Genomic DNA, 15,438 nt, shown 5'->3' with positions numbered 1-15,438 from the left:
GTGATGTTTTGCGCCAAAGGTATTCAATTATCCAAAACAAAGTACTTTTGCAAATGACCAATAAAAATTCAGGATTGAATGGAACTAATACTCAATTTTCTTACTGAACTTAAAAAGAACAATTCCCGCGAATGGTTTACCGCAAGCAAGGACTGGTACCAGGAAGTGAAAAACCAACATGAAGAATTTACCGCGCAACTGATAAAAGAGATTGCTGCCTTTGACGGTGATATCGGTTTCCTGATGCCAAAAGATTGCATTTTCAGGATTTATCGCGATGTCAGGTTCAGCAAGGACAAAGATCCTTTCAAAACCAACATGGGCGCCTACATGAGCCGTGGCGGAAAGAACAGCCATTTCTCCGGTTATTACCTGCATATCGAGCCGGGCAGTTCGTTCATTGGGGGCGGAAAATGGATGCCTCCGGCTGATATCCTCAAACTGATCAGGTTGGAGATTTACCATTTCCCCGGAGAGTTTAAAAGCATCATTAACCATCCTGATTTTGTCAGCAAATTCGGAGTCATGAACGGTGATAAGCTGAAAAAGCCACCAAAAGACTTCCCGCCAGAGTTTGCAGATGTTGATCTGCTTAAGTATAAGAGTTACGTCGTTGGAATGAATCTGACCGATGAAACGGTAAGGAGCAGCAGACTTTTGTCGCAGGCGGCAGAAGCATTTCGCACCATGATGCCCTTTATCCGGTTTCTAAACCGGGCAGTAGATGAGCGATAGATTTCATTTCTCAGAATAATATTATAAACTAATAAATAATGAAAATTGTAATTGTAGGATCGGGTTATGTCGGACTGGTAACCGGCGCTTGTTTTGCCGAAGTAGGGATTGATGTAACCTGCGTTGACATTGATGTGGCTAAGATTGAAAAGCTGAAGAACGGGATTTCGCCGATTTATGAACCCGGCCTCGATGATATGTTGGTACGAAATATTTCACGCGAAAAGCTTCGGTTCACTACTGATTTAGCTTCATGTATCAACGATGCTGAAGTGATCTTTTCAGCTGTTGGAACCCCACCGGATGAGGATGGGAGCGCCGACCTGAAATATGTGCTTGACGTGGCCCGCACAGTTGGACAACAAATGACCAAACATTTAATCATCGTCACAAAAAGTACTGTTCCAGTTGGAACGGCCAAAAAAGTCAGGAAAGCCATTCAGGAAGAGTTAGACAAACGTGGCGAACAAATCTCTTTCGATGTCGTTTCAAACCCTGAATTCCTCAAAGAAGGAGCTGCCATTGAGGACTTCATGAGACCTGATCGCATTGTGGTAGGAGTCGAAACAGATTTTGCCCGCGATGTAATGAGCAAACTATACCGGCCCTTCACACTAAATAATCACCCGGTGATTTTCATGGACGTTCCTTCAGCAGAAATGACCAAGTACGCCGCAAACGCCATGCTTGCCACACGTATCAGCTTTATGAACGATATTGCAAACCTTTGCGAACTGGTTGGTGCCGATGTCAATATGGTTCGCAAAGGTATCGGCAGCGACTCACGGATTGGCAGTAAATTCCTCTATTCAGGAATCGGATATGGTGGTTCATGCTTCCCAAAAGATGTTAAAGCGCTGATGAAAACCGGAGAGGAATACAACCACAAACTCAGGATAATCCAGGCTGTTGAAGATGTGAACGAAGATCAGAAATCAGTGTTGTTTCATAAGCTGGAGAACTATTTCGATGGCCGTTTAAAAGGATTAAACATTGCTATGTGGGGGTTGTCGTTCAAACCACAAACTGATGATATGCGCGAAGCCCCTTCACTTGTCTTGATCGAAAAGCTTATCAAAGCCGGATGTAAAGTTAAAGCTTATGATCCGGCGGCCATGGAGGAGGCTCACCGTCGCATCGGTGATGTGATCGAGTACGCCAAGGATCCACTCGATGCTTTGCTCGATGCTGATGCTTTACTGCTTGTCACCGAGTGGATCGAGTTCCGCTTCCCCAACTACAAAGTGATGCAAAAGCTGATGGCTAAACATGTGATTTTTGACGGTCGCAATATTTATGACCGCAACGAAATGAAAGAAGCCTGCTTTGATTATTTCTGTATCGGAGTTAACACCGGATTATAGCTTAAATTAAAAATAATGAGAAAACGTATCCTTGTTACAGGGGGCGCCGGATTCCTGGGTTCACACCTTTGCGAACGGCTGCTCGGTCAGGGCCATGATGTGGTGTGTCTCGACAACTACTTTACCGGGCAAAAACAAAATGTTGTTCACCTGCTTAATCATCCCTATTTTGAATTGGTGCGCCACGATGTAACCATGCCTTACTTTGTAGAAGTGGACGAGATTTACAACCTGGCATGCCCCGCATCTCCCATCCACTACCAGTACAACCCGATTAAAACCGTCAAAACATCGGTGATGGGCGCCATCAATATGCTGGGGCTGGCCAAGCGCATCCGGGCAAAGGTGCTTCAGGCATCTACCAGCGAGGTGTATGGAGACCCGGAAGTTCACCCTCAACAGGAAGAATACTGGGGACATGTTAATCCTATCGGAGAACGTGCCTGCTACGACGAAGGAAAACGCGCCGCAGAAACTCTTTTTGTAAACTATCATAAACAAAACGACGTAAGGATTAAAATCATCAGAATTTTTAATACTTATGGACCACGTATGCACCCCAATGACGGACGTGTTGTTTCAAACTTCATTGTCCAGGCATTACAAAACAGAGACATCACAATCTATGGCGATGGAATGCAAACCCGCAGTTTCTGCTATGTTGACGATCTGATTGAAGGGATGATCAGCATGATGAATACGAATGATGAGATTACCGGACCGATAAATGTTGGTAATCCCGGTGAATTCACCATTTTACAATTGGCCGAACTGGTGATTAAAATGACCGGCTCAAAATCGAAGATTGTTTACCGGCCACTACCCACCGACGATCCGATGCAACGCAAACCCGACATCACTAAAGCCAGGCAAATACTCAACTGGCAACCCACCATCCCACTTGAAGAAGGCCTTAAGAATACAATCGATTACTTTAAAAAAACGATCTGAAAAAGAGGCTATCTCAAAAGTCTGGATTTAACCCGAACCGCTGAAAATCAGGAGTACCCCGTCCCTAAAGGGAGCCTGATTTTCAACTTTTTCTCTTTAGGGATCAAAGGTTTAAAAACGGAAAATCCAAACGAAAGACTTTTGAGATAGCCTCATCCCCCCTAAATCTTTCTACATGCCCATTGATTAGCGTAAGAGCTGATTAGATCTTGTTTTTCTAATTACCGTGAATAAAAATACACTCGTTTTTATTCCACTAGAAATTTTCAAAAAAATTATAAAAATTTGTTCATTATGAACATATGTTCACTATCTTTGCAGTGTATAAATGCTCATAACAAATGTCACCACGTCCAAAACGTTTGCGAAAAATCAGTAATCCTCCTGTAGTTTCGGGGTTTAAGCCCTATGGTGGGGAGCCTTCGAGCGGTGATGTTTTCCTGCATTTCGAAGAATACGAAGCGCTTAGGTTATGCGATTATGAACTGATGAATCATCACCAGGCAGCTGAAGCTATGAATGTTTCAAGGCCGACCCTTACAAGAATCTATTCCCGGGCACGACAAAAAATTGCATGGGCGCTGGTTGAAGGTAAACCGCTGATCATCGAAGGTGGCAAAGTTTACTTTGACAGTAACTGGTATGCCTGTAATTCATGTGGTTGCTACTTTAACCACCCCGAAAAGGACAAACCATTGGATAGATGCCCTTTATGCGGAAGCGACCAATTCGAAAATTATGATGCCATCAATGAAGAGATACACGAACCAAATCCCCGATGTACAGACCTTTGTGTTTGTCCGAAGTGTGGTTTCGAAAAAGAGCATCAATTCGGAAAACCCTGTCGCAGTGAGGTTTGTCCTGAGTGTGATGTGAACCTTGTCAGAAAAAGTCAATCAAAAATAAACCAGAATAACTAATAAAATGAAAGTTGCCATCACAAGTATTGGAAACAAGTTAGAAAGTAAGTTGGATGAGCGTTTTGGACGCTGTGCCTATTTTGTGATTTATGACCGGGAAACAGGAAGCGTTGAGTTTCTTCCCAATCCCAACAAAGAGGCATTAAACGGAGCCGGTCCGGCTTCCGTTCAGCTGATTGCATCGCGAAAAGTTCAAAAGATTGTTTCCGGCGAATTTGGAATAAAGATCAAATCTTTACTCGACAGTTTGAAAATTCAAATGATTGTGTTGAAAGACGAAAAGAAAACCGTGGAGGATGTGATCAACATGTTAAACCATTAATATTTAATGTTATGCCAAATTTAAATCAACGTGGTCCAATGGGCGAAGGCCCTATGACCGGTCGTAAAATGGGCAGGTGCACAAATTTCGGCGCCGGTCTGAAAGGAAAAAAATCAGACAGCTCGGGCAATGCCGATGATTTTGCTCATGATGATGTCAGGGGCAGAGGATTCGGTTTTGGCCAAGGTGGTCGGAGTCGTGGATTGGGTCGGCAGAATCGCTTCAGAGGTGGCGGTAACTGGTGATTTAATCCAATGCAATCTAGAATTAGTACTAACAATTTAAGCAGAAATTTATGAAGAAAAGAATTGCCATTCCAATGGCAGATGGTGTTTTATGTGCACATTTCGGGCACTGCGAGCAGTTTGCCATCATCGAAACAGAAGACGGAAAAATTGTGAACGAAACCAGGCTGACACCGCCACCCCACGAACCGGGATTGTTGCCTCCATGGCTCGCCGAAAAAGGGGTAACCGATGTGATTGCCGGAGGAATGGGGCAGCGCGCAATCATGATTTTTAACCAACAAATGATAAATGTTTTTGTGGGAGCACCGCAATTACCTGCCAAAGAACTGGTCACTGAGTTCTTACAGAATAAGCTACCCCTTTCAGCGAATTATTGCGATCATGGTAGCGATCATCATCATGGAAATTGCACACATTAGCAAGACCTTAAAAATTGAATCATGGAAAAAATTAAAATCGGGATCATCATTTGCGATCGTTATTCCACCTGTGCCGGTGGAAAATGCTTACGCTCTTTGACCAATCGCGAAGGTGCCTTTGCAAGGTACAAAGGTATGGAGGTGGAGCTGGCCGGATACACAACCTGCAGCGGTTGCCCGGGAGGTAATATTGAATATGCTCCCGAAGAGATGAAGAAGAACGGTGTGACACACATCCATTTTGCTACCGGATTTCTGGTGGGTTACCCACCCTGCCCTCACATGGAGCATTTCGAACAATTTATCAAAAGCAAGTATGGAATGGAGGTTATTTTTGGAACACACCCAATCCCTGAAAAATACCTAAAAACACACAGCAAACTGAACACATGGAATACCCCCTTTCTTCAGCGGGCGATCAGCGATACCATGACTGATCAAACGACCAGATTGAATTATGACTAACGGGGAACCGCTGAAAATAGCCATCGCCAGTGGAAAAGGGGGAACCGGAAAAACTTTTGTTGCGACAACCCTTTTTCACACACTCATTAAAAGAGGACTCCAGGTTACTCTGGTGGATTGTGATGCTGAAGCGCCGAATGTGCTTGAGTTTTTTAATTCCGGGAAAATTTGGGAAGAGGAGGTTTCTCATCAGGTACCTGTAATTGATACGGAGAAATGTGTATTCTGCGGTAAGTGCCATGAATACTGTGAGTACAAGGCCATTTTCTATCTCCCCACTATGAAGGTTATTCAGGTAATGGAGGAGCTTTGTCATGGCTGTGGTGCGTGTAGTTACGCGTGTGAGTTTGGTGCTATCGCCGAAAAACCTGTCTCTTTGGGGGTCGTATCCGGATTTTTGATAAATGAAAATTCGACTTTGATCGAGTCAAGAATTAATATTGGTGTGATGTCGCCGGTGCCGCTGATCAAAGCAGCCATAAGTAAAATTGAGCCTGGGATAGCTATTGCATTATTCGATTCACCACCGGGCACTTCATGCCCATTTATTCAAACAGCGGCCCGTGCCGATTTTATTGTTCTGGTCACCGAGCCTACTCCTTTCGGTTTGAGCGACCTTCGCCAAAGCGTCGAAACACTCCGGCAAATAGACAAACCCTGCGGAGTTATTATCAACAAAGCCAGCCTTGGCAACAGAGACGTTTACAAATATCTGGACCAAGAAAATATCCCTTTGCTACTCGAAATCCCATTCAGCCGGGAGATTGCTACTGCTTACAGTAGCGGGAAAATGGCCACTGAAGCAGTACCTGCACTTGAAGAGCAATTCTTACAGGTTTTTTCAACTATAAAAATGAATTATGGAAACAGCCATCATCAGTGGTAAGGGCGGAACGGGAAAAAGCAGCATCAGTGCTGCATTTGCAATGATTGCCGGAGAGGTAGTGCTGGCCGATTGCGATGTGGACGCTGCCAATCTTTATATCCTTTTCGATCCCGAAAAGGAAGAAGAGCGGGTTTATGTAGGAGGGAAAAAAGCGGTGATTGATTACGATTTATGCACAAATTGTGGTTTGTGTGTTGATTATTGCCGATTTCACGCCATTCATACGATTGATGGAAAAGTGGAGATTTCGGAAGTATCGTGCGATGGGTGTAAGTTGTGCGCCCGCGTTTGTCCGTTTGACGCCATCAGCATGGTTGAGAATAATCTCAGCCGCATGTTTTCCGGAAATTTCAGGGGAGGGAAAATGGTGTATGGACGGTTGGCGCCAGGCGAGGAAAATTCAGGTAAACTTGTCAATATGGTCAGAGCAAAAGCGAAGGAGTTGGCAAAGGAAGGAAACTTCAGCCATATAATCATTGATGGCCCGCCAGGGATTGGCTGTGCTGTGATTTCTGCTATTTCCGGAGTGAATCAGGTAGTAATCGTTACTGAACCGTCGATGTCAGGATTGCACGATTTGAAAAGAGCTGTGGAAGTCACCCAAAAGTTCAACCTGAATCCCTGGGTGTTGATCAACAAATTTGACCTGAACACTGAAATGACTGTCGTAATAGAAAATTATTGCCGGAAATCAGGATTAAAAATTGCCGGAAAGTTGCCTTTTGACCCCATCGTTGTGGATGCCATGGTCAATCTTAAAAGTATCCCCGAATGGGCGCCTGAGTCTGAGATAAGCAGCCGGTTAAAAAAAATTTGGAGGAAAATTGTTGGAGGAAAAAACCCTTGTTAAAACATCGAAAACTTCACATACCGCTTTGGATTAAGCCTGAGGTCTTCAAGCAATTTGTTCAGGTTTTCGGTAGATTGCTGAAGATTGAAATAGAGTGTATCATTGGTGAGCAGTTGCCCCATCGAACCTTCTCCACGGTTGAGTTTATCGCTGATCTCCTTTAGGTTAGCCATTGCCGCCTGGGCATCGCGGAGGGTTTGAGGAAGTTCGGATACAGCAAGTGAATCACTGATTGTGGAAACATTCCGTAGGATATTGGTAATCTGCTGATTGTTTTCTTTCAGGTTGTAAGAGATCCGCTCAATATTTCCCATGATGTTATCAATTCTCGATTTTTCGCTGGTAAGTATGGTGTCCAATGTAGAAGTAGCGCTTTTTATACTTTGGATAGTATACCTGATGTTTTCGAAACTGGTCGCAAGATTATTTTGATTGTCTTCGGTGAAAACAGATTGAATATTCATCAGCAACGAATCCACCGTATTGATAAGAGCCAGCGCTTTTTTGCGGATAGGCTCCACTTGTTCATTCACCTGCTCGCGAATGGATTGCTCCATTTCCGAAATCAGCGTGTCACCGGGCTTTGCTAGTTCTTCAGCATCACCCAGAATAATTTCGATCGCTTTGCCACCCAGCAGGTCTGTACTGTAAACGCGGGCAATGGAGTTTTTTGGAATTGGGATCTCATTTTTAATGTACAACTCAGCAAATATGAGGGAAGTGCCGGGGATAAAACCAAGCGTTTTAACCTGGCCGATGTTAAGTCCGCTCACCTTGACCTTGTTTGCTGGTTCAAGACCCTCTACATGGTCGTAAACAGCATAAAAAATCCGCTTTTGCCCGAAAATGTCCGTCCCTTTAAGGAAGTTGAGCCCCCAAATGAAAAGGCCAACTGCAGCCAGGAACAGGAAGCCGACCTTAAACTCTATTGGTACTTTTTTCACTATGCTTTCAGTTTTAGGATTTACAAATCTACTCAAATTATTTTAATCATTAATCGGGATCGGACACCGAAATGATTTTATCCTCTTCTAATTCAATGATTCTTATGTTTTTCAAGTAACGATTTTTAATTTTCCCCGATTCCCGATGATCGTTTAATTTGACGCTGATTTCTTCTTTTGTGTTTGCTTTTTCAAAAGTAAAATGATACCCGTTCTTATCAGTAAAAGCCCAGATCTCAGGCAAATCTCTGAATTTTCGGTCATCAGTTGAAATGGGTTTATTGTGGGATGTAAACCAAAGCCGGTATGTGCGGTTTGCAGATGGTTGTTCTTCATTGGGCACAATAATATTTTGTGTGGAGATGGCTGCCAGTGTCGTACTTTCGGTGGCTTTTTTGAATTCGGAAATGGCCTCTACAATTGAAAAGGCGATTTTTTGCTGATTAGTTTTTTGTAACAAATAGTTCTCCTCGTCAGCGTTTGACAAGAAGCCGGTTTCGATGAGCACTCCTGGCATTGTGGTGAGGTATAAAACCACAAAACCAGCCTGTTTAACACCGCGATTGCTGAGACCGGCCATTTCAAAAAGTTTGTTTTGCACAGATTGTGCAAAATCAATACTTTGGCTGATGTTAGCCGCCTGCATCATATTGAGCATAATATAATCTTCGTCGGCATCGGGGTTGAAACCACCGTATTGTTCAAAATAATTGTCCTCGGCAAGAATAGCAGCATTTTCAGTTTTTGCTACTTCCAGGTTTTCAGCACTTTTGTGCAAACCCATTACATAGGTTTCGGCGCCCTGAAAGGATGTTTTGGGATTAGAATTGCAGTGGATAGAAATGAAAAGATCAGCGTTATTTTCGTTGGCAATGGCAGCGCGCTGGTGCAAAGCCACAAAAGTGTCAACGGTGCGGGTGAGTATAACGTCAACATCCGGCAGTTCTGATCTGGCTATATCAGCAACTTTTTTAGCAATTTCAAGTGTGATTTCTTTTTCTACAGAATTGGGTCCCAAAGCGCCCGGGTCTCGCCCACCATGCCCGGCATCAATAATCACCCTGAACGCCCTGGGTTGCCTGAGGGGCAATGTTGCCAGACTTTGATGGAAAGGAATTGCTGTCAACACTGCGATAAAAACAAGAAAAATCTTTTGCAGGCGTTTCATCATTCTGAATAAGTTACGATCATTCACTTGCTGATAAAAACCATTTGACGGATGATTTATTTTTTCGTTAACAAAAATAGAACGCTTTGATGATTTTCAGTACGCTTTAGACCTACAAATTCTTTTACTTTGCAAACAAATAATTTTTTGCTGCTAATCCGATTACGGCTTGAAAATTCTGAAATTGATAAGTATCCAACTCTTTAACTTAATAAAAGCTGATTTACGGCAAACGAACCATTTGGTGCTCTATGGTACCTCTTTCGTGTGTTACTTGTTTTTTGGATTAGTTGTGCTGCAAAGCCCGCTTATAGCTCAGGACACAATCAACTCGCCAGTCTCCGATTCAATTCCGACTCAGATGCTGGATCAACTGCTCGAAACCGGCAAAACAGAGGCTGCCGATACGTTGGCGTTTCAACTCTTTGGTGAAGACGCAGGAAATGATACCCTCCTCAAAAAACCTTCTGAATCTTTTGGCCTTGAAAACAAGGTGGTTTACAACTCTTTTGAGAAAATTCATTTTGATGTAATCAATAAAAAAGTCTTTCTCTACAGAAACGCAGACATCACTTACGGAACCATCAGGTTAAAAGCTGATTATGTGGAAATTGATTTTGCCAAAAACCAGGTTTATGCCCGCGGGGTACCTGACAGCCTTGGAGTATTGAAGGGAACTCCTGTATTTTCGGAAGGCGCCACGGAGTTTGAAGCGGAGGAAATGACCTATAATTTTGACACGAAAAAGGGTGTGATCCAGCGTGTAATCACCCAGGAAGGCGAAGGGTATATTCATGGCGAACGCATCAAGAAGTTGGATGATGAGCGCATCAATGTTCAGCGTGGAAGCTACACTACCTGCAATCTGGATCATCCGCATTTTGAGTTTCGTTACTCAAAAGCACAGGTTATTCCAAACAACAAAATTGTATCCGGTCCGGCCTGGCTGGTTATTGAGGGCGTTCCCGTGCCGCTGGCCATACCATTTGGTTTGTTTCCCAATAAAAGCGGACAGCGTTCAGGGATCATTATACCACGCTATGGCGAGGCGGAAAACCGGGGATTTTATCTCGAACGAGGGGGTTATTACTGGGGGATCAACGATTATATGGATTTTACACTGACCGGTGATATTTTCACAAACGGAAGCTGGGCAATCAGACCTACTTTCAGATACAATAACCGTTACCAGTACAATGGAACCTTTGATTTTAGTTATGCGAAAAATTTCACGGGCGACCGAGACTCTCCTGATAGTCAATTAAGTACCGACTTTACAGTAAGGTGGTCACATGCTCAGGATCCTAAAGCACGTCCAAACTCACGATTTTCAGCCAATGTGAATATTGTCAGCCGGAGTTTTAATCAATATAACCTCACCAGCACCGATGCTTATCTCAGCAATACTTTTCAATCGAGTATTGCTTACCAGACCAATTTCAACAACAATCTTTTTCTCACGCTAAATGCTTCGCATCAGCAAAATACGATCGACGGTTCGGTAAACATTACCCTGCCTACACTGGCATTTAATACCAAGCAGTTTTATCCTTTCCGAAAGAAAGAACAACTTGGGCAGGTGCGCTGGTACGAGAACATCACGATGAAATACTCCATGACTGCCGAAAACAGGATACAAACCGTTGATTCACTGCTTTTTAAGCCAGGATGGGAAGACGATTTCAAAACCGGTGTCAAGCATAATATCCCTATCAGCAGCTCAGTTAAAGTATTGAAATTCTTTACATTGACTAACTCTATTGACTATAATGAGCGCTGGTACCCCTACACGATAAGAAAAACCTGGAATAACGATACGATTTTTACTCCAAACGACACCATTTATGGCAAAGTTGAAACCGACACTGTAATGACTTTTGCTGCGGCAAGAGATTTTTCCTACTCAGCCTCGCTCAATACAAGGCTCTACGGCATGTACCAGTTTTCTTCAGGGCCTGTGGCTGCCATCCGCCATGTGTTGACACCTTCGGTTAGCTTTTCACTTCGGCCGGATTTCGGTTCAGAAGCCTGGGGCTATTGGGACGAAGTACAGGTGAACCAAAAAGGAGATTCTCTCAGGTATTCTCACTTCGAAGGATTGCTTTACGGCGGACCACCCGACGGGAAATCCGGCAACCTTGCTTTTTCAATTGCCAATAACCTGGAAGCTAAGGTGCGGTCAAAAAAAGATACGATTTCGGGGTTGAAGAAGGTTATTTTAATCGAAAACTTTTCCTTATCGATGGGATACGATATTGCAAAAGACTCATTGAATTGGTCGCCACTTACCGTGAGTGGAAGAACTACTCTTTTTAAAAAGCTGAGCATCAACTACTCGAGCACCTGGGACCCTTATGCAGTTGATGCGACGGGTAACCCGATCAATAAGTCGGAATGGGAGGTGAACAGGAAGTTGTTTCATATGAAGAGCACAACATGGAATTTCGGCATTAGCTACAGGATCAGTTCAAGTGATTTTGATAAAGGTGAAAAACAATCACAGCCACCGGATGTAGCATCAAATACTGAAGAACTTGAATTACTCGACAAATACACCGAGCAGGAGATCAGCGATGTGCTTGATTATCCTGATAATTACGTCAACTGGAACAATCCCTGGAGTTTGAATTTGACTTATAACCTCCGATTTTCCAACAACCCGAGGTATGTTGCTTTCGGATGGAAAGACAACCGTACCAAGGTGCAAGCCATCGGACTGACCGGCGATGTGAACATTACCCCAAAATGGAAAATGGGTTTTAGAACCGGTTACGATTTTGAACTCCAGGATTTTACTTACACAACATTAGATTTTTACCGCGATCTTCACTGCTGGGAGATGCGTTTCAGCTGGACGCCATTGGGATTCCGCAAGAGCTGGTCATTTGGGATCAACGTGAAAGCTTCCATATTGCAGGATTTGAAATACGACCGGAAAAAAGATTTCAGAGATGGATTTTAGTTAAATACAGCCCTAAAAAATGATTGAAACTAAACAATGGAAAAAGGATATTATCTTTTATTTAATATACTTAAAATTAATCTGTTATGAAAAAAGTAATTCACACCGACAAAGCGCCTAAGGCAGTAGGACCTTACAGCCAGGCCATCGAAAAAGACGGACATCTGTTTATCTCGGGGCAAATCCCCATTGATCCTGCCGTCGGGAAAGTAGTGGAAGGAGGCATTAAAGAACAAACCGAGCAGGTTATGAAAAACATAGGGGCGATCCTGCAAGAAGCCGGCTATTCCTACGATGACGTTGTAAAATCAACCTGCTTATTGGACGACATGGATAATTTTGCAGCTATGAATGAAGTTTATGCCAGGTTCTATCCAAACAATCCACCAGCCCGCGCTGCTTATGGCGTTGTAAGATTGCCCCTGGGCGTGATGGTAGAAATTGAAACCATTGCGATGAAGTAGTTCATTATCCCGAAAGCAAAATGAAAATCATTGCAAACACACCCGGGCAATACATTGAACAATTGCCCGAAGACCGAAAAGCGGCTTTTACCCGGTTGAGAAAGATAATTCTCCAAAACCTTCCTGATGGCTTTGTGGAGACCATGAGTTATGGAATGATTGGATATGTTGTTCCACATTCAGTGTATCAACCGGGTTATCATTGCGATACGAAGTTGCCATTACCTTTTATGAGTATAGCTTCACAAAAAAATTATGTGGCAATTTACCACATGGGCATGTATGCAGAAAAAGAGCTATTAGATTGGTTTATTGCTAACTATCCAAAACACACTGCCGCCAGATTGGATTTGGGTAAAAGTTGCATTCGGTTCAAAAAGCCAGATCAGATTCCTTACGAATTGATCGGTGAGCTGGCAGGAAAAATGAGTGTCGCTAAATGGATTGAAATTTATGAAAAGAACATCAAACAGTAGCATTTCCAAAATCAATCCTTTAACCTTTTTAATTGAATTTAAATACTGAAATTGAATAACTTAACACATTAGTCATGAAAAATTATTTTTTAAGATCAATGGTTACATTGTTCCTCCTGCTGCCTGCTTTATCTCAGGCAGACGAAGGAATGTGGATACCAATGCTCCTTGAGCAACTCAACGAGAAACAAATGCAGGACATGGGCATGCGCCTGTCGGCAAAAGACATCTATGACATCAACAACGGTTCGATGAAGGACGCCATTTTTCTTTTTGGAGGAGGCTGCACCGCATCGGCTATCTCGGCTGATGGATTATTGCTTACCAACCATCATTGCGGTTACGGCGCAATTCAACGGTTGAGCACCATCGAAAACGACATGCTGACCAATGGTTTTTGGGCAATGAATCGTCAGGAAGAATTGCCCAGCCCCGGACTTACGGTTACAAGGCTGGTAAGGATGGAAAATGTGACTGATCAGGTGCTTAAAGGTGTGAGTGATGGGATGACCGAAAAAGAACGGAGCGAGATCATCAAAAAGAACGGTGAAGAGCTGGTAAATCAAGCCAAAGAAGGCACGCATTATACTGCTTTCATCAGGCCATTCTACTACGGAAATGAGTATTATCTTTTTGTAAACGAAGTGTTTAAAGATGTCCGGTTAGTAGGGGCGCCACCTTCGGGTATAGGCAATTTTGGTGGCGATACCGATAACTGGATGTGGCCGCGGCATACCGGTGATTTTTCCCTTTTCAGGATCTATGTTAATGAGAAGAACGAACCGGCAGAATACTCGCCCGATAACGTCCCCTACAAACCCCATTATGTGCTTCCCGTTTCACTGAAAGGGATTCAGGAGGATGACTTTACTTTTGTTTTTGGATTTCCCGGTCGCACTGAACAATACCTCCCCTCCTACGCTATCGAAATGATTACCCAGGTGCAAAACCCGGCACGCATTGACCTTCGCCGCCAGAAACTCGATATCTATGAATCGTTCATGAGTCGGGATGCCCTGGTGAAATTACAATACTCCAATAAGCACAAAGGTTTATCGAATGCCTGGAAAAAATGGATAGGCGAAAATAATGGGATTCGCAAATTGAACGGGATTGAAAAAAAAGAACAGCACGAGTCTGCTATTCAACGCTGGATTGAGTCGTCGCAGGAAAAAGAAAAAAATTACGGAAGTTTACTGTCTCATTTCAAGGAAAATTATGCTCAATTAACCGGGCTTCAGCTGGAGATGGTTTACATGCAGGAAGCAGGACTTGGCATAGAGATCGTCAGGGCAGCCAGGGCGCTTTCAGCACTTGAGAACATTGCCCGAAACAAGGAAGCAACAGATGAAGAGGTGGATGCAGAAGTTGAAAAAGCAACCACTTCGCTCCGGACCTTTTACAAGGATTACCATCAGCCGGTTGACAGGGAGGTGTTTATAGCGATGCTTGCGTCCTACCGGGAAGCCGTTGCAAAAGAAAAATTACCCCCGGTATTTGATCTCATCGATCAGAAATTTGATGGTAACATCAGGCAATATGCTGATTTTGTTTTTGAAAAATCGATGTTTGCGGACCAGGCAAAAGCGATGGACTTTCTCGAAGGTTTCAGGAAGAACCAATACAAGAAATTGCTGAAAGACCCGGGTTATCAGCTTGCCGGCGGATTAGTGAAGCACTACCAGGAAAAAATATTTCCGGAAGTTTCCCGCATTACAAACCAAAACGACAGCCTGATGCGGTTATACATGAAAGCCCAGTTGGAGTTTGAACCGGAGCGCCGCTTCTATCCTGATGCCAATTCCACGCTAAGGGTATCCTATGGAAATGTCAAACCTTACTATCCGCGCGATGCTGTTTTCTATCAGAAACAAACCACCATCGAAGGCATCATCGAAAAAGAAGACCCCAATGTGGAAGATTACCTGGTGGATGATAAGCTGAAGCAGCTTTACACAACAAAGGACTACGGGAAATATGGGTTGAACGGAACTTTACCGGTTTGCTTCATTGCCACCAACCACACAACCGGCGGCAACTCCGGCAGCCCGGCTTTCAATGCTGATGGTCAGCTGATCGGGCTCAACTTCGACAGGGTGTGGGAAGGCACCATGAGCGATCTGATGTTTGACCCTGACCAATGCCGCAATATCATGCTCGACATGCGGTACTGCCTTTTCATCATCGACAAATATGCCGGCGCCGGGCATCTGATCGAAGAAATGGTGGTGGTGGAGTAGGATTGGTCTAATTTTTTATCCTTA

The 15,438-nt window shown here is 43.7% G+C and carries 16 protein-coding genes; 14 read left to right on the top strand and 2 right to left on the bottom strand.

Annotated features, from left to right (window positions below):
* The first annotated feature begins 78 nt into the window (after window positions 1-78).
* From IH598_01155 to IH598_01110, 10 genes are all read left to right on the top strand, one after another.
* On the top strand, window positions 79-735 hold the full coding sequence (locus IH598_01155) for a DUF2461 domain-containing protein (protein ID MBE0637111.1): 657 nt from the start codon (window positions 79-81) through the stop codon (window positions 733-735).
* A gap of 38 nt (window positions 736-773) precedes the next feature.
* Complete coding sequence (locus IH598_01150) at window positions 774-2,099, top strand: UDP-glucose/GDP-mannose dehydrogenase family protein (protein MBE0637110.1); 1,326 nt, start codon at window positions 774-776, stop codon at window positions 2,097-2,099.
* Window positions 2,100-2,114: 15 nt separating this feature from the next.
* Window positions 2,115-3,050 carry an SDR family oxidoreductase gene (locus IH598_01145; GenBank protein ID MBE0637109.1) on the top strand — a complete coding sequence of 312 codons (936 nt, stop codon included), beginning with the start codon at window positions 2,115-2,117 and terminating at the stop codon, window positions 3,048-3,050.
* Between the two features lie 341 nt (window positions 3,051-3,391).
* Window positions 3,392-3,970, top strand: a complete 579-nt coding sequence (locus tag IH598_01140; GenBank protein ID MBE0637108.1) for a DUF134 domain-containing protein — start codon at window positions 3,392-3,394, stop codon at window positions 3,968-3,970.
* A 4-nt stretch (window positions 3,971-3,974) separates the two neighbouring features.
* Window positions 3,975-4,292 (top strand): NifB/NifX family molybdenum-iron cluster-binding protein, encoded by a 318-nt coding sequence (locus IH598_01135; protein MBE0637107.1) that lies wholly within the window; start codon window positions 3,975-3,977, stop codon window positions 4,290-4,292.
* An 11-nt stretch (window positions 4,293-4,303) separates the two neighbouring features.
* Window positions 4,304-4,537: a DUF5320 domain-containing protein gene (locus IH598_01130; GenBank protein ID MBE0637106.1), complete on the top strand. Its 234-nt coding sequence runs from the start codon at window positions 4,304-4,306 to the stop codon at window positions 4,535-4,537.
* A gap of 50 nt (window positions 4,538-4,587) precedes the next feature.
* Window positions 4,588-4,959 (top strand): NifB/NifX family molybdenum-iron cluster-binding protein, encoded by a 372-nt coding sequence (locus IH598_01125; GenBank protein MBE0637105.1) that lies wholly within the window; start codon window positions 4,588-4,590, stop codon window positions 4,957-4,959.
* Between the two features lie 18 nt (window positions 4,960-4,977).
* Window positions 4,978-5,424, top strand: coding sequence for a CGGC domain-containing protein (locus IH598_01120; protein MBE0637104.1), 447 nt, complete (start codon window positions 4,978-4,980; stop codon window positions 5,422-5,424).
* On the top strand, window positions 5,417-6,310 hold the full coding sequence (locus IH598_01115) for an ATP-binding protein (protein ID MBE0637103.1): 894 nt from the start codon (window positions 5,417-5,419) through the stop codon (window positions 6,308-6,310). Before IH598_01120 ends, IH598_01115 begins: the two co-directional genes overlap by 8 nt.
* Entirely contained in the window at window positions 6,285-7,160 is an 876-nt protein-coding gene (locus IH598_01110; GenBank protein MBE0637102.1) for a 4Fe-4S binding protein, read from the top strand. The genes IH598_01115 and IH598_01110 overlap by 26 nt, the downstream gene beginning before the upstream one ends.
* Here IH598_01110 and IH598_01105 read toward each other — a convergent pair.
* Both IH598_01105 and IH598_01100 read right to left on the bottom strand, forming a co-directional pair.
* A complete protein-coding gene (locus IH598_01105; protein MBE0637101.1) occupies window positions 7,157-8,104 on the bottom strand; it encodes an MCE family protein in 948 nt (315 codons plus the stop codon). The two genes, IH598_01110 and IH598_01105, sit on opposite strands and share 4 nt — an antisense overlap.
* A gap of 49 nt (window positions 8,105-8,153) precedes the next feature.
* Window positions 8,154-9,272 carry an N-acetylmuramoyl-L-alanine amidase gene (locus IH598_01100; protein ID MBE0637100.1) on the bottom strand — a complete coding sequence of 373 codons (1,119 nt, stop codon included), beginning with the start codon at window positions 9,270-9,272 and terminating at the stop codon, window positions 8,154-8,156.
* Between the two features lie 169 nt (window positions 9,273-9,441).
* Between IH598_01100 and IH598_01095 the strand changes: the two genes are divergently transcribed.
* The 4 genes from IH598_01095 to IH598_01080 all read left to right on the top strand — a co-directional run bounded on the left by IH598_01095 (window position 9,442) and on the right by IH598_01080 (window position 15,414).
* Window positions 9,442-12,234: an LPS-assembly protein LptD gene (locus tag IH598_01095; protein MBE0637099.1), complete on the top strand. Its 2,793-nt coding sequence runs from the start codon at window positions 9,442-9,444 to the stop codon at window positions 12,232-12,234.
* Between the two features lie 86 nt (window positions 12,235-12,320).
* Entirely contained in the window at window positions 12,321-12,698 is a 378-nt protein-coding gene (locus IH598_01090; protein ID MBE0637098.1) for a RidA family protein, read from the top strand.
* Window positions 12,699-12,718: 20 nt separating this feature from the next.
* Window positions 12,719-13,174 carry a DUF1801 domain-containing protein gene (locus IH598_01085; GenBank protein MBE0637097.1) on the top strand — a complete coding sequence of 152 codons (456 nt, stop codon included), beginning with the start codon at window positions 12,719-12,721 and terminating at the stop codon, window positions 13,172-13,174.
* Between the two features lie 74 nt (window positions 13,175-13,248).
* Window positions 13,249-15,414 (top strand): S46 family peptidase, encoded by a 2,166-nt coding sequence (locus tag IH598_01080; protein MBE0637096.1) that lies wholly within the window; start codon window positions 13,249-13,251, stop codon window positions 15,412-15,414.
* Window positions 15,415-15,438 lie beyond the last annotated feature (24 nt).

It is taken from the genome of Bacteroidales bacterium, from assembly GCA_014860585.1.
In the GTDB taxonomy this organism is placed as follows: Bacteria; Bacteroidota; Bacteroidia; order Bacteroidales; family 4484-276; genus RZYY01.
Note: the sequence above shows the minus strand (reverse complement) of the source record. Positions and strands in the feature narration are given on the sequence as shown.

What these genes read in the sequence shown, in the direction of transcription:
- IH598_01155 (MBE0637111.1), top strand. Translation starts at nt 79, where the DNA reads ATGGAACTAATACTCAATTTTCTTACTGAACTTAAAAAGAACAATTCC.
- IH598_01150 (MBE0637110.1), top strand. Translation starts at nt 774, where the DNA reads ATGAAAATTGTAATTGTAGGATCGGGTTATGTCGGACTGGTAACCGGC.
- IH598_01145 (MBE0637109.1), top strand. Translation starts at nt 2,115, where the DNA reads ATGAGAAAACGTATCCTTGTTACAGGGGGCGCCGGATTCCTGGGTTCA.
- IH598_01140 (MBE0637108.1), top strand. Translation starts at nt 3,392, where the DNA reads ATGTCACCACGTCCAAAACGTTTGCGAAAAATCAGTAATCCTCCTGTA.
- IH598_01135 (MBE0637107.1), top strand. Translation starts at nt 3,975, where the DNA reads ATGAAAGTTGCCATCACAAGTATTGGAAACAAGTTAGAAAGTAAGTTG.
- IH598_01130 (MBE0637106.1), top strand. Translation starts at nt 4,304, where the DNA reads ATGCCAAATTTAAATCAACGTGGTCCAATGGGCGAAGGCCCTATGACC.
- IH598_01125 (MBE0637105.1), top strand. Translation starts at nt 4,588, where the DNA reads ATGAAGAAAAGAATTGCCATTCCAATGGCAGATGGTGTTTTATGTGCA.
- IH598_01115 (MBE0637103.1), top strand. Translation starts at nt 5,417, where the DNA reads ATGACTAACGGGGAACCGCTGAAAATAGCCATCGCCAGTGGAAAAGGG.
- IH598_01110 (MBE0637102.1), top strand. Translation starts at nt 6,285, where the DNA reads ATGGAAACAGCCATCATCAGTGGTAAGGGCGGAACGGGAAAAAGCAGC.
- IH598_01100 (MBE0637100.1), bottom strand. Translation starts at nt 9,272, where the DNA reads ATGAAACGCCTGCAAAAGATTTTTCTTGTTTTTATCGCAGTGTTGACA.
- IH598_01090 (MBE0637098.1), top strand. Translation starts at nt 12,321, where the DNA reads ATGAAAAAAGTAATTCACACCGACAAAGCGCCTAAGGCAGTAGGACCT.
- IH598_01085 (MBE0637097.1), top strand. Translation starts at nt 12,719, where the DNA reads ATGAAAATCATTGCAAACACACCCGGGCAATACATTGAACAATTGCCC.
- IH598_01080 (MBE0637096.1), top strand. Translation starts at nt 13,249, where the DNA reads ATGAAAAATTATTTTTTAAGATCAATGGTTACATTGTTCCTCCTGCTG.